Source organism: Microbacterium rhizophilum (assembly GCF_039605615.1).
Taxonomy (GTDB): domain Bacteria; phylum Actinomycetota; class Actinomycetes; order Actinomycetales; family Microbacteriaceae; genus Microbacterium; species Microbacterium rhizophilus.
Map to the genome: position 1 here is coordinate 318,153 of NZ_JBCNUN010000002.1, position 13,859 is coordinate 332,011.

Sequence of the window (13,859 nt, forward strand, 5' to 3'; positions counted from 1 at the left end):
GCGTCAGCCCAGCGGCTTGAGCTCGAGGTCCCTGCGGGTCGCGCCGGCCGACACCGCGGCGAACGCCGTGTAGCCGTCGGCGCCGGCGCGGTCGAGCAGCGCCTTCAGGTTCTTGGTGCGCTGCTCGAGGCGCACGCGCGAGCCCTCGGCGACGAGCTGCGCCTTGAGCGCGAGCAGCTCGGCCACCGGCACGTCGCGGTCGTGCACGAGCACCACGGCCGGCGCGGCATCCGCCTCCCGCAGCAGGACGAGGTCGACGATCCGCTCGAAGCCGATCGAGAACCCCACGGCCGGGACATCCTGACCGAGGAACCGGCCGATCATGCCGTCGTAGCGCCCTCCGCCGCCGAGCGAGTACGAGACGGACGGGTGAGCGAGCTCGAAGATCGTGCCCGTGTAGTAGCCCATGCCGCGCACGAGGAACGGGTCGAACTGCAGCGGGACGTCGCCGTCCGGCCGCGCGGCCGCGACCGACTCGCCGATGCCGACGAGGTGCGCGACGATCTCGTCGGGCACGCCCTCCGGCAGAGCGGCGCGGATCTGCGCCTCGCCGTACGGCGGGATCTCGCCGCCCAGCGGGCGCGCCAGGAACTCCTCGAACGCGTCCACGGCCGCGGCGGTCGCACCGCGCTCACGGAGCTCGGCCGTGACGCCCGACGGGCCGATCTTGTCGAGCTTGTCGATCGTGATCAGGACGCCCGGGCGCTCCTCGGCCGCGAAGCCGAAGACGTCGAGCATGGCGTCCAGCGCGCGGCGGTCGTTGATCCGGACGCTCGCGCCCGCGAGCGACAGCGCCGCGAGCGTGTCGAGCGAGGCGACGATCAGCTCCGCCTCGGCGCGCGCGGACGGATCGCCGATGATGTCGATGTCGCACTGCATGAACTGGCGGTAGCGGCCCTTCTGGGGGCGCTCCGCGCGCCACACCGGCGCGATCTGGATCGAGCGGAAGACGGTCGGCAGCGCCGCGCGGTTGCTGGCGTAGAAGCGCGCCAGCGGCACGGTCAGGTCGTAGCGCAGACCGAGGTCCGTGAGCGCGGCCTGGTCCTCCGCTGCCGCGTGGATCGCCTCGGTGTCGAGCCCGCGGCGCAGGATGTTGAAGGCGAGCTTCTCGTTGTCACCGCCGATGCCGGCGTGCAGCCGGGCGTACTCCTCCACGACGGGCGTCTCGATCTCGTCGAAGCCGTGCGCGCGGTAGCGCTCGCGGATGACGGCGAGCACGCGCTCGCGACGGGCCTTGTCGGCGGGGAGGAAGTCGCGCATGCCGCGCGGCGGATTCACGGAAGCCATAGCGTTCCTAGTTTCCCACGCCTGACGCATCCGCTCGGGCACCCTTCGGGCGCCGCTCGCGGCTGCGTACGCTGTCGCAGGCTCCATCGGGGCGTGGGGGCAGCGCTTCGCGCTGCGGGCCGCATCCGCGGCGAGCTCGCACGGTCGGCTGCACCTTGACAGCTCGCGCCGAGCCTCAGCCCTCAGCGACCCGGATCTCGGCTTCGAGGGCGCGCAGGCGCTCGCGGAGGGCGCGTTCGGCGTCCCACCCGTTGGCCCGCGCCGCGGCCGTGAGCGTGAGCAGCAGGTCGCCGAGCTCCTCCTCGGACTCCGGCACGGCGCCGACCTCGGCGGCGTCGTGGACCGCGAGCGCGATGTCCGCGCCCACGCCCACCTGGCCCGCCTTGCCGAGCAGCTTCTGCGCGAGCGCGAGCGACGGCATCGAGCGCGCGACGCCGTCGAGCACGCTCGCGCGCTGGCGCTTCTCGGCGGCCTTGGCGGCGTTCCACAGCTCGAGCACGCGCTCGGGAGTCTCGGCGGTCTCGCCCGCGAAGACGTGCGGATGACGTCGCACCATCTTCTCCACGAGGCCTGCGGCGACGTCGTCCACGTCGAACGGGGCGTCCGTCGCACGAGAGGCGATCTCGGCGTGGAACAGCACCTGCCACAGCAGGTCGCCGAGCTCCTCGCGCATGTCGGCCGCGTCGCCCGACTCGATCGCGTCGATCAGCTCATGGCTCTCCTCGAGCAGGTACGGCACGAGCGCGCGGTGGTCGATGCCCTGCGTCCAGACGCATCGGTCGCGCACCGCGCGCATGGTCTCGACGGCCTGCCTCAGCGCATCCGCGCCCATCCGGATCTCCTCGCTCACGACGACGATGCCCCATTCAACTCGATGCCGGCCTGCGGTGGTGCCGGGCGCGCAGCGACACCAGCACGGCGCACAGGACGAGCGCGATCGTCGATCCGCCGAGCACGCCCAGGATCGCCTGGTCGCGGATCGCCGCATCGTCCGCGAACGCGAGGTTCGCCAGCAGGAGCGAGACCGTGAATCCGATGCCGCCCAGGGTGCCGGCGGCGATCAGATCGGGGAACGCGACGGCCGGCGCCGTGCCGCGCGGCCGCATCCGCATCGCCAGCCAGCCGAACAGCGAGATGCCGATGATCTTCCCCACCGGCAGTGCCACGAGGATGGCCCACAGCGCCGGCGACAGCTCCCGCGGCGAGACCTGCGGGATCACGACCAGCGCGGCCGCGAAGGCGAACAGGGGCAGGATGGCGCCGTTGATCCACGGCTCCAGCACGTGCCGCGCGCGCATCGCCGGGCTCTGCTGCATCGCGAGCCCGAGCAGCACGCCCGCGATCGTGGCGTGCACACCCGACAGCAGCACGAACGCCCACGCGAGCACGGCCGTGCCGGTCAGAAGCGCGACGACCGCGATCCGCGGCCCGCGGCCATCCGGATCGATCCGGCTCAGGATCGCGAAGACCACCACGAGCAGCGCGCCGACCGCGAGCATGCCCAGCTGGATGTCGTGGGCGAACAGCAGCGCGATGAAGACGATCCCGACGATGTCGTCGATGATCGCCAGCGCGAGCAGGAAGACCCGCACGGGCGACGGCAGCCCGCGCCCGAACACCGCGAGCACGCCGAGCGCGAAGGCGATGTCGGTCGCGGTGGGGATCGGCCATCCGTCGCGCGTGGCGGGATCCGCGCCGGCGACGGCCAGGTAGATCAGGATCGGCACCAGCACGCCGCCCGCCGCCGCGATCGCGGGCTGGAGCGCCCTGCGCACGCTGGAGAGCTCGCCCGTCGTGAGCTCGTACTGCAGCTCGACGGCGACGCCGAAGAAGAAGATCGCGAGCAGCCCGTCGGAGACCCAGTGGGCCAGCGACAGGTCGATCGGCGTGCCGGGGATCGGCAGGTGGGCGTGGCTGAACTCGATCACGGCGCCGCCGAACGGCAGGTTGGCGACGAGCAGGCCGAGAGCAGCGGATGCCAGCAGCAGGATCGCGGGGAATCGCTCGGAGCGGAGGAGCTTCATATGCGCCTTTCGGGCGGGCGGGAACCGTGAGACGGGGTCACCCCGCCGCCGACCAGACTTCCCGGCACTCCGCGGTCCAGCCTACCGGCGGGCGCGGCGGCGCGTTCCTCGCCGCTCGACGCGTCAGGCGACGAGGTCCGCCTGGTCCGGATGGCGCTCGAGCCAGCTCTGCACGAAGGTGCACACCGGCACGATCTTCACGCCCCGCTCGCGCGCTTCCGCGAACGCGCGCGTCGCGAGCAGCCCGCCGATGCCGTGTCCGGAATGCTCCTCCCACACGACCGTGTGCAGCAGCGTGCGTGCGTCCACGGCGTCGTCGTAGGCCAGCACCCCGGCGAGCGCGCGCTCCCCCGTCTCCGGGTCGGCGATGTGCGCCTCGTAGCGCGCGTGCTCGGGGTTGTCCGTGACGACGATGTCGGGATCCATGCGCCCCATCCAACCGCCGGTCGGTCCCGCCCTCAACCCCGGATCACGACGTCGCGCCCGTCGCCTTCGGCGCCGGACGTTCTATTCGCCCGCCGCCTTCGGCGCCGGGAAGAGCGCGTCGAGCAGCTGCCCCACCCACGCCAGCAGCTCCGCATCGCCAAGCGGCTCGCCGCCCGCCGTCGGCAGGGGGACGACCATCGCCTCGCCACCCGCGAGCAGCTTGGCGCCCGGGTACAGGCGCTGCAGCCGGACGCGCATCGAGTCGGGCAGGTTCGCGGGCGCCACGCGGAGGTTGCGTCCCATCGCCACGACGTCGCTGAGCCCCGCCTGCGCCGCGCGCCGGCGCAGGCGGGCCGCGGCGACCAGGCCGTCCACCTCGGGCGGCGGCGTGCCGTAGCGGTCGGACAGCTCCTCGATCACGAGGTCGATCGCGTCGTCCTTCGCGGTCGGCGCGGCCGCGGCCGAGAGCTTCTGGTAGGCCTCGAGGCGCAGTCGCTCGGCGTCGATGTACGACTCGGGCAGGCGCGCCTCGATCGGCAGCTCGAGCCGCAGCTCGACGGGGCCCTCGGTGTCCTCGCCCCGGAACGTGGCGACCGCCTCGCCGATCATCCGCAGGTACAGATCGAAGCCGACGCCCGCGATGTGGCCGGCCTGCTCGGCGCCGAGCAGGTTGCCGGCGCCTCGGATCTCGAGGTCCTTCATGGCGACCTGGATGCCCGATCCGAGGTCGTTGTGCACGGCGATCGTCTGCAGACGGTCGGCCGCGGTCTCGGACAGCGGCTTCATCTCGTCGTACACGAAGTAGGCGTACGCCCGCTCGCGGCCGCGGCCCACGCGCCCGCGCAGCTGGTGCAGCTGCGCGAGGCCGTACTTGTCGGCGCGGTCGATGATGATCGTGTTCGCGTTGGCGATGTCGATGCCGGTCTCGATGATCGTCGTGCAGACCAGCACGTCGAACTTACGCTCCCAGAAGTCGTCGACGACCTGCTCGAGCTGATGCTCGCCCATGCGGCCATGCGCGACGGCGATGCGCGCATCCGGCACCAGCTCCGCGAGGTGCGCCGCGACGGCGTTGATCGACGTCACGCGGTTGTGCACGTAGAACACCTGGCCCTCGCGCAGCATCTCGCGGCGGATCGCGGCGGCGATCTGCTTGTCGTTGCGTGGACCGACGTACGACAGGATCGGATGCCGGTCCTCGGGCGGCGTCGCGAGCGTGGACATCTCGCGGATGCCGGTGACCGCCATCTCGAGCGTGCGCGGGATCGGGGTCGCGCTCATGGCCAGGATGTCGACGTTGGTCTTGAGCTTCTTCAGCTGGTCCTTGTGCTCGACGCCGAAGCGCTGCTCCTCGTCGATGATCATCAGGCCGAGGTCCTTGAAGATCACCTGGTCCGTGAGGATCCGGTGCGTTCCGATGACCATGTCGACCGTGCCGTCGAGCAGGCCGTCGAGGGTCTTCCTCGCCTCGGTCGCGGTCTGGAACCGCGAGAGCGGCTTGACCGTGACGGGGAAGCCGGCGAACCGCTCCTGGAACGTGTCGAGGTGCTGCTTGACGAGCAGGGTCGTCGGCACGAGCATCGCGACCTGCTTGCCGTCCTGGATCGCCTTGAACGCGGCGCGCACGGCGACCTCGGTCTTGCCGAAGCCGACGTCTCCCGACAGCAGGCGGTCCATCGGGATCGGGCGCTCCATGTCGCGCTTGACCTCGTCGATCGTCTGCAGCTGATCCGGCGTCTCCGCGAACGGGAACGCCTCCTCCAGCTCGCGCTGCCACGGGGTGTCGGGACCGAACGCGTACCCCTTCGCGGCCATGCGCGCCGAGTAGAGCTTCACGAGCTCGACCGCGATGTCCCGCACGGCGCGGCGGGCCTTGCCCTTGGCCTGGGCCCAGTCGCTGCCGCCCATCTTGGACAGCACGGGCGCCTCGCCGCCGACGTACTTCGACAGCAGGTCGAGCTGGTCGGTCGGCACGTACAGTTTGTCGCCCGGGTAGCCGCGCTTGGAGGGCGCGTACTCGAGCACGAGGTAGTCGCGCTTGGACTTGGTCGCGTTGCGCCCGCCGCTGGACACCTCGCGCTGCGTCATCTCCACGAACCGTCCGATGCCGTGCGTGGCGTGCACGACGTGGTCGCCCGCCTTCAGCTGCAGCGGGTCGACGACGTTGCGCCGGCGCGACGCCAGCTTCTTCACGACGCGCGCGTCGCCGCCGATCGTGCGGCCGTAGAACTCGGTCTCGGTGAGGACGGCGAGATTCGCCTCCGGCACCTCGAAGCCGCGCTCGATCGCGGCCTGGGTCAGGATCGCGACGCCCGCGTCGGGCGCCTCGTCCAGCGACTCGACGATGCGTGCCGCGAGCCCGCGCTCGGCCAGCACGTCGCGCGCGCGGTCCACGAGCCCGGCGCCGCTTGCGGCGACCACGACGCGCCAGCCGTCGGCCAGGCGCGCCGCGACGTGCTCGATCGCGCCGTCGATGCTGCCGGCGAAGGACGGCACGGCCGATCCGCGGATCCGGATCGCCGTCCCCGACTCCCCCGCGACCGGCACCCGCGCGAGGCGCACGTCGTCGTCGGCGAGGGCGTCGAGCTCGGCGGCGATGTCGGCCGCGCCCGAGTCGAAGGGGCTGAGCGTCCACCACACGCCGCGGCGGTCGCGGACGTCGTCGTGCAGGCGCGAGATCGTGAGGAAGTCGCCGGACTCGAGGTTGATCGGCGCGCGCGCCCCGCTCGTCGCGGCGCTCCACGCGGCCTCGAGGAACTCGCGGTTGGTCTCCCCCAGTGTCAGGGCGCGCGACACGGCGCGCTCGGGATCGACCAGGGCGACGGCCGCACCCTCGGGCAGGTAGTCGACGACCGAGGCGAGCGGCCCCGCGACGACGGGCGTGAGCGACTCCATGCCCTCGACCGGGATGCCCTGGCTCATCTTCTCGAGCATCTGCGCGATGCCGGGGAACTCGTGCTGCAGCTCGCGCGCGCGTCGGCGCACCTCGTCGGTCAGCAGCAGCTCGCGGCTCGGGACGAGGCTCACCTCACGCACCTCGCCGGGCAGCGACCGCTGGTCGGCGACCGAGAACGCGCGGATCTGATCCACCTCGTCGCCGAAGAACTCGACGCGGAACGGGTGGTCGGCGACCGGCGGGAAGACGTCGAGGATGCCGCCGCGCACGGCGAACTCGCCGCGGCGCGAGACCATGTCGACGCGGGCGTAGGCGAGCTCGACCAGCCGGCGCACGACGTCTTCGAGCTCGGTGCCGCGTCCTCCGGCCGCGAGCCGGATGGGCGCGGCGTCGCCGAGCCCTCGCGCGAGCGGCTGGATCGCCGAGCGCACGGATGTCGTGACGACCAGCGGCGCGGAGCCGTCCCACGTCGCGAGGCGACGGATGGTCTCGAGGCGGCGGCCGACGGTCTCGGGGCTCGGACTCAGTCGCTCGTGCGGCAGCGTCTCCCACGACGGGAAGTCGCGCACCTCGGCGCCCGGCATCACGGCCTGGAGCGCGGCGGCGAGGCTCTCGGCGCGGCGGCCCGTGGGGGCGATCGCCAGCAGAACCGCCGGGTGCCCGGCCTCAGCGCGGCGGGCCAGCAGCGCGGCGAGCGCGGGAGCGTCGAGCCCGTCGACGAGCGACAGATCGGCATCGACGGCGGAGGCCGTGAGGGCATCCCGGAACGATTCGGCGGTCTCGAGGGCGCGCAGAATCCCGGAAACAGTCACCAGAAGAGCTTACTTCGAGGCGCGGACACCGCGGCGGCCGGGATGAAGCGCCCGCGAGGCGATCGCCGGGCATAGCATGGGCCCGTGCCGATGAAGGACGAGATGACGGTCGCGCTGAGCGCCTCACGGAAGATCTTCGCCGTTCTCGACGCCCTGCACCGCACGCGCCGGCCGATGACGCTCTCGGCGATCGCTCGCGCCGCCGGGCTCCCGCTGTCGACCGTGCATCGCATCGCCGGAGATCTGGCGGAGTGGGGCGGCCTCGAGCGGGATGCGCGGGGCCGGTACCAGATGGGACTCCATATGTGGGAGCTCGGCTCGCTCGCGCCGCGGAGCACGGGCCTCGTCGACGCGGCTCTGCCGTTCCTCGAGGACCTCTACGAGGCGACGCACGGCAACGTCCGCCTGGGCGTGCGAGAGGGCACCGAGGTGATCTTCGTGTCGCACCTCTCCGGTCATGGCTCGGTGCCGCTGCGCACGCGCGCCGCGCAGCGGCTGCCGATGCCGACCACCGGCGTCGGCCTCGCTCTGCTCGCACACGCGCCGAACGACGTGCTCGAGAAGGTGCTCACGCAGGAGCTTCCGCGGTTCACGCCGTTCACCGTGCCGGACAGCGGCGCTCTGAGGCGCCTGCTCGCCGATGCGCGCCGGAACGGCTACGCGATCTGCGACCGGCAGATGACGAGCGATGCCGTGTCGGTCGCGGCTCCCATCCGCACGATGACGGGCGAGGTCGTGGCGGCTGTATCGGTCGCGGTGCAGGGGTCCGGTCCGGAGGCCGTGCGCCGCCACGTGCCTGCGGTGCTGATGGCCGCACGCGGCATCTCACGCAACATCGCCAGGACGCCCGAGCCCACCTGGACGACGTCCCCGCGGTTGACCCAGTCGGCCTGATCGCCTGAGCTCCCGCCCGGCGGAAGGTGCGTGGTCGAGCGCGCGCGGGCACAAGAGCATGGCATGATGCGCGCGACGACGATCCACGGCCCCGGCGACATCCGCTTCGAGACGGTCCCGGATCCGGAGATCCTGCATCCGACGGACGCCATCGTGCGCGTCACGGCCGGATGCGTATGCGGATCCGACCTCTGGCACTACCGCGGGCTGTCGAGCGGGCAGAAGTTCCCGCGCACGATCGGACACGAGTGCCTCGGCGAGGTCGTGGAGACCGGGTCGGACGTGACCCGGTTCGCGGTCGGCGATCGCGTCGTTGTGCCCTTCAACCACAGCTGCGGGCACTGCGCCCCGTGCTTCGCCGGGGTGACCTCGGCCTGCGAGAACCGCAGCCTGACCGTCAGCGGCCAGGCCGAGCTCGCCCGCGTGGGTCAGGCCGACGGCTCGCTCGTGCGGTACGAGACGGACGCCCCGGATCGGATCCCGTCGCTGCTCGCGCTGTCGGACGTGATGGCGACCGGCTGGCACGCGTCGGTCTCGGCCGGCGTGACCACGGGATCGACCGCGGTCGTGGTGGGCGACGGCGCGGTGGGGCTGTGCGGTGTGATCGCAGCGCACCAGCTCGGCGCCGAGCGCATCGTCGCGATGTCGCGGCATCCCGAGCGCCAGACGCTTGCGCGGGAGTTCGGAGCGACCGACATCGTCGCCGAGCGCGGCGCTGAGGGCGAGACCGCGGTGCGGGAGCTCATGGGAGGCGCGGGCGCCGATGCGGTACTGGAGTGCGTCGGCACCAACGAGTCGCTCGCGACGGCCTACGCGGTGGCGCGCCCCGGCGCGACGGTGGGTTTCGTGGGCGTGCCGCACGGGGTGTCGTCGTTCCCGATGTTCGCGGCGTTCGCGAAGAACGTCGGCCTGCGCGGCGGCAGCGCGCCCGTGCGTCGCTACCTGCCGGACCTGCTGGCGCTCGTCGAGGACGGCGAGATCGACCCGGGCAGGGTGTTCGACCTCACCCTGCCGCTCGCGGACGCCGCCGAGGGCTATCGCGCGATGGACGAGCGCCGCGCGGTCAAGGTGCTGCTGACGCTCTGACCCGCGCGCCGGCTGGGGCGGTCACATCCGGGCGCTCACACCCGGGCGAGGTGACGGGCGACCGCGGCAGCGAAGGCGGCCGGCTGCTCGAGGTGGATCATGTGCGCCCCCTCGAGCTCGACGTACGCCGCGTCGGGCAGCCCCGCGGCGAGCGCCCGCGCCGCCGCCGGGGGCACCGAGGTGTCCCCGCTGCCGGCGACGACCGTGACGGGGATCCGGATCTCCGCGAGCCGGTCGGCGACGTCGTGCCCGGCGATGAGGCGCCACCCGCCCGCGACGATGCGCGGGTCGTCGGCGAGGAGGCGCCGCTCGACCTCGCCGACGTACGCGGGCCGCGCCTCGAGGACGCCCGGCGAGAACCACCGCTCCCGCATGGAGGCGAGCATCCCGGCCATGCCCTCGCGCTCGGTCGCGTCGGCGCGCTCGCGCATCACCTCGACGGGCGTCGCCGCGGGCGCGCACGCGACCACCAGCGAGCGCACCCGGTCGGGATGCCGCAGCGCGGTGTGCAGCGCGACCATGCCCCCGAGCGAGACGCCGACCACGTCGATCCGCTCCCCCTCCGGGGCCCGCGCGACCACACGATCCGCCACCTCGTCGAGATCCCGAGGGTCGTCCCACGGCGCGTCGCCGTGGCCCGGCAGGTCGAGCGCGAGCGCGCCGGGGATCGGCACGTCGCGCCACGTGGCGCGATCGAGCGCAATCGGGTGAAGGAGGACGGTGGTCATCAGGCGGCGTCGAACAGCTCGACGAACTCGGACCGGGTGATGGTCGCGAGACGGCCGATGTTCTTCGTGCGCGGCGTCGACTCGGCGAGCGCCCTCTTGTACTCGGGCGTCTCGAGGGCGGAGACGTCGTCGAGCTCGTAGAGCGCCAGGTACTTCGGGGTCTCGGCGTTGCTGCTCTCGAGCCGGAAGCGACGGGCGGAGCGGAAGCCGGGGCAGGCCAGACGCTCGGGGACGTGCTCCTCCCAGTACCAGGCGTTCAGCTCGTCCTCGTGCTCGGCGGCGATCTCCATCTGCACCATCAGCAGGCCGGGACGCTTCTCATCCGTCATGTCCGTCTTCCTCTCGCGGGGTTCTCGTGGCCGGATCGTCGTGACCCAAGTCGTCGTGGCGCGGATCGCCGAGGCCGAGGTCTCCGAGAGCGTCGACCCAGGCGAGGTGCTCTTCGACCGCTTCGCGGAACCCACGCGGGTTGTCCAGGTGCACCATGTGCCCGCCCGGGATCCGCACGACCCGCCGGGTCGGGAAGGCCTCGGCCAGGCGTTCGGTCGCGCCGATGCCGACGTGGTCGTCCTCGCCGATCACGAAGGTCACCGGGTGCGGATCGCCGCGGAGCGCGTCCATCGCGTTGTGGTCGGCCATCGCTGCCTGCACCTCGGCCAGGCCCTCCCAGGAGATGCCGGCCAGCACCTCGCGGAGGTAGTCGATCGCCGGTCCGCCGGCGGTGACGGTCGCCGAACGCAGCCAGCGCGGCAGCAGCTCGGCGGCGTTCGGGCCGTCGGCGCGCGTCGCCGCCGCCCGGGCATGCAGCGCCGCAGGGGCGGACACGTCGCCCGGGGTGTTGGCGAGCACGGCCGATCGCACCCGGCCGCCGTGGCGCGCGAGGATGTGCTGACCGACGATGCCGCCGAGCGCGACGCCGACGAGATCCACCGGCCCGCTCGCCCTCACCATCGCCTCGTCCGCCAGCCCTTCGAGAGTGACCGGCACCGCGGCGCGGTCGCCGTGTCCGGGGTAGACGAAGGTGCGCGCGTGGCCCAGCCCCGCGAGCTCGTACGCGCGCTCGTCCTGGGCCATCCCGGGCAGGAGCAGCAGCTCGGCGGCGCGGCTCATGCGCCCGGGCGCGGCATCTCGACGTAGACCCGGCGCAGGTTGGTGTTGAGCATGCGCCCGATCGCCTTGGTGTGCGGATCCGGCGGGTTCACGAGCGCGCGGTACTCGGGGCTCTCGAGCACCGAGAGGTCCTCCAGGTCGTACACCGCGAGATACTTCGGCGAGACGCCATCGGCCGCCTCGAACCGGCGACCGCTCAGGAAGCCGGGCACCGCGAGCCGCTCGGGCAGGTGCTCGTTCCAGTACCAGTCGTTCAGCTCCGCCTCATGCTCGGCGGGGACGTCCATCTGCACGTGCAGCAGCGCACGCCTCTTCTCGTTCGCGTTCTCCTCGGCCATGTCAGGCTCCTTCCGTCTCGCGCACGCCGATCCCCGCGGCCTCATACACCCTGTCCAGCAGCGCCGTCGCGCGGGCCGCGTCGCGGAGATCCGCGAACGGCTTGTCGCCGCGCTTGACCCGCTCGATCGTGTCGTCGACGAACCGCGGGTAGTACGGCATGTTCGTCGTGCCCACCTGCCATGTCTCGCTGGTGCCGTCCGTGCCCGACACCTCCACGCTCGCGCCGTCGCGCACCACGTAGTAGTGCGACGCCGTGCGCAGGGAGAAGTGCAGGTCCATGTACTGGTCGGGCGACGGGTACCGGTAGCCGGTCTGGATCGTCGCGATGCTGGATCCGATCCGCAGCGTCACTGCGGCGAAGTCCTCGATCGGCAGGCCCCAGGCGGCGTTCGACATCGCGGCCGAGAGGATCTCGACCGGCTCGTCCGGGACGAGGTGCGGCACGAGGTCGAGGAAGTGGATGCCGAGGTTGATCATCGCGCCGCCGCCGGACGTGCGGCGATCGAGCATCCATGGCGACGACAGGCGGTCGTACTGCTGCGGCGGGCGGCCGATCATCGTGAAGGACAGGTGGTCGAAGCGCTCCCCCGCCGACTGCTCGCGCATGCGCCCGATGAAGTCGCCCTGCCGGAAGACGAACGGCACGGCCGCGAACGCGCCGGCCGTCTCAGCCTGGTCGGCGATCGCCGCGACCTCCGCGCCGTCGAGGCCCGCGGGCTTCTCGATCGCGAACGGGATGCCCGCCGCAATGAGGAACGACGCAGTCGCCGCCATCTCGTGGTGCGGGCCGAGGACGATCGCGAAGTCCGGCTTCGCGTCGGCGACGAGGTCCTCATAGCGCGCGAACGCCGCGCACGAGAGGTCGTCCGCCACCCGCCCGGCGATCTCGGCGTCCGGGTCGGAGATGCCGACGAACTCGATGTCGTCCCGCGCGCGCAGGGGTTTCAGGAACAGGTTCAGGTGCCAGTGCGAGACACCGATGATGATCGTGCGGACCATGGTCTTCCCTCTCTCGTCCCGCCTCAGCCGATCACGGCCGCACCGTTGCCGACGAGCTCCGCGAGGCGCTCGTCGTCGTATCCCGCGACGTCCCGCAGCACCCGCTCGGTCGCGTCCCCGAGGCGCGGCGGAGCGGCGAACTCGGTGCGCCCGCCCGGGAAGCGGATCGGGTTGCCGACCGCGCGGATCCCGTCGCCGCGTCCCTGCAGCGTGACGACCATGTCGTGCCCGACGACCTGCGGATCCGCGAGCGCCGCGTCGATCGTGTTGATCGGCGCCGACGGCACGCCCTCCTCCGCGAGCCGCGCCAGCAGCGCCTCGGCCGTGCTGTCCGCGGCCACGCCCTCGAGGATCGCGTCAAGCTCCGCGCGGTGCGCGCGGCGCGCGTCGTTGTCGAGGAAGCGCGGATCGTCGACGAGCTCGGCCCGGCCGAAGGCCGCGGCGAGCCCGCGCCAGAACGGCTCGGTGTTCGCCGCCACGACGATGTCTCGCCCGTCGCCGCAGGTGAAGGCGCGGTAGGTCGGGATGCTCATGTGTCCGCGGCCCTGGCGCCCTGCGACGTCGCCGGAGGCGAGGTAGTAGCTCGCGACATACGAGAGCAGGGAGACCTGCGTGTCGAGCATCGACACGTCCACCCGCGTGCCTGTGCCGGTCCGCCCGACCTGGATGAGCCCGGCGAGCGCGCCGACCGCGCCGTACATCCCGGCGGCCACATCGCCGATCGGGAGGCCCGAGCGCACGCTCTTCCCGTCCGCCTCCCCGGTCAGCGACATGCCGCCCGAGAGCGCCTGCACCACGATGTCGAACGCCGGAAGCAGCCGGTACGGCCCGTCGGATCCGAAGCCGGTGATCGAGCACAGCACGATCCGGGGGTTAGCGGTGAGCAGGTCGTCGAGGTCGATGCCGAGCTTGGCGAGCGTGCCGGGGCGGAAGTTCTCGACGACGACGTCCGCCTTCGCCGCGAGGGCGAGCAGCGCCTCGCGACCCCCAGGCGCCTTCAGGTTGAGGACGACGCTCTCCTTGTTGCGGTTCGCGCTGAGGTAATAGGCGCTGTCGCCATCCTCGAAGTATGGGCCGATCCGGCGCGTGGGATCGCCGGCCGGCGGCTCCACCTTGATCACCCGCGCGCCGAGGTCGCCGAGGATCATGCTCGCGAACGGGCCGGACAGGTGCTGCGTGAGATCCAGCACGGTCGTGCCGGCAAGCGGTCCCGCCGTCGTCGTCTGATCGATCGTCGTGTGATCCATCGTCGTCTCCT

General features: G+C 72.4%; 13 protein-coding genes. 2 read left to right on the plus strand and 11 right to left on the minus strand.

Annotated features, from left to right (window positions below; genetic code table 11):
- Positions 1-3: 3 nt before the first annotated feature.
- From hisS to mfd, 5 genes are all read right to left on the minus strand, one after another.
- Positions 4-1,287: a histidine--tRNA ligase gene (hisS, locus tag AAD528_RS05455; protein WP_345751032.1), complete on the minus strand. Its 1,284-nt coding sequence runs from the start codon at positions 1,285-1,287 to the stop codon at positions 4-6.
- A 175-nt stretch (positions 1,288-1,462) separates the two neighbouring features.
- Complete coding sequence (locus tag AAD528_RS05460) at positions 1,463-2,119, minus strand: nucleoside triphosphate pyrophosphohydrolase (protein WP_345751262.1); 657 nt, start codon at positions 2,117-2,119, stop codon at positions 1,463-1,465.
- A gap of 34 nt (positions 2,120-2,153) precedes the next feature.
- Entirely contained in the window at positions 2,154-3,311 is a 1,158-nt protein-coding gene (gene nhaA, locus AAD528_RS05465; protein ID WP_345751033.1) for a Na+/H+ antiporter NhaA, read from the minus strand.
- A gap of 123 nt (positions 3,312-3,434) precedes the next feature.
- Positions 3,435-3,737 carry a GNAT family N-acetyltransferase gene (locus AAD528_RS05470; protein WP_345751034.1) on the minus strand — a complete coding sequence of 101 codons (303 nt, stop codon included), beginning with the start codon at positions 3,735-3,737 and terminating at the stop codon, positions 3,435-3,437.
- Positions 3,738-3,818: 81 nt separating this feature from the next.
- Positions 3,819-7,445, minus strand: coding sequence for a transcription-repair coupling factor (gene mfd, locus AAD528_RS05475; RefSeq protein WP_345751035.1), 3,627 nt, complete (start codon positions 7,443-7,445; stop codon positions 3,819-3,821).
- A gap of 90 nt (positions 7,446-7,535) precedes the next feature.
- Here mfd and AAD528_RS05480 point away from each other — a divergent pair, with 90 nt between their 5' ends.
- Complete coding sequence (locus AAD528_RS05480) at positions 7,536-8,339, plus strand: IclR family transcriptional regulator (protein WP_345751263.1); 804 nt, start codon at positions 7,536-7,538, stop codon at positions 8,337-8,339.
- A gap of 66 nt (positions 8,340-8,405) precedes the next feature.
- Entirely contained in the window at positions 8,406-9,425 is a 1,020-nt protein-coding gene (locus AAD528_RS05485) for a zinc-dependent alcohol dehydrogenase family protein (protein ID WP_345751036.1), read from the plus strand.
- Positions 9,426-9,460: 35 nt separating this feature from the next.
- Here AAD528_RS05485 and AAD528_RS05490 read toward each other — a convergent pair whose 3' ends face one another.
- The 6 genes from AAD528_RS05490 to AAD528_RS05515 are packed head-to-tail and all read right to left on the minus strand — an operon-like array spanning position 9,461 to position 13,848.
- A complete protein-coding gene (locus tag AAD528_RS05490; RefSeq protein WP_345751037.1) occupies positions 9,461-10,153 on the minus strand; it encodes an alpha/beta fold hydrolase in 693 nt (230 codons plus the stop codon).
- On the minus strand, positions 10,153-10,482 hold the full coding sequence (locus AAD528_RS05495) for a DUF4286 family protein (RefSeq protein WP_345751038.1): 330 nt from the start codon (positions 10,480-10,482) through the stop codon (positions 10,153-10,155). Before AAD528_RS05495 ends, AAD528_RS05490 begins: the two co-directional genes overlap by 1 nt.
- Positions 10,472-11,263 (minus strand): alpha/beta fold hydrolase, encoded by a 792-nt coding sequence (locus tag AAD528_RS05500; RefSeq protein ID WP_345751039.1) that lies wholly within the window; start codon positions 11,261-11,263, stop codon positions 10,472-10,474. The genes AAD528_RS05495 and AAD528_RS05500 overlap by 11 nt, the downstream gene beginning before the upstream one ends.
- The gene (locus AAD528_RS05505; protein ID WP_345751040.1) at positions 11,260-11,601 is read right to left on the minus strand and encodes a hypothetical protein; all 342 of its coding nucleotides are present in this window, start codon (positions 11,599-11,601) and stop codon (positions 11,260-11,262) included. The genes AAD528_RS05500 and AAD528_RS05505 overlap by 4 nt, the downstream gene beginning before the upstream one ends.
- A 1-nt stretch (position 11,602) precedes the next feature.
- Positions 11,603-12,601 carry a Gfo/Idh/MocA family protein gene (locus AAD528_RS05510; RefSeq protein ID WP_345751041.1) on the minus strand — a complete coding sequence of 333 codons (999 nt, stop codon included), beginning with the start codon at positions 12,599-12,601 and terminating at the stop codon, positions 11,603-11,605.
- Positions 12,602-12,624: 23 nt separating this feature from the next.
- The gene (locus AAD528_RS05515; RefSeq protein ID WP_345751042.1) at positions 12,625-13,848 is read right to left on the minus strand and encodes a CaiB/BaiF CoA transferase family protein; all 1,224 of its coding nucleotides are present in this window, start codon (positions 13,846-13,848) and stop codon (positions 12,625-12,627) included.
- Positions 13,849-13,859 lie beyond the last annotated feature (11 nt).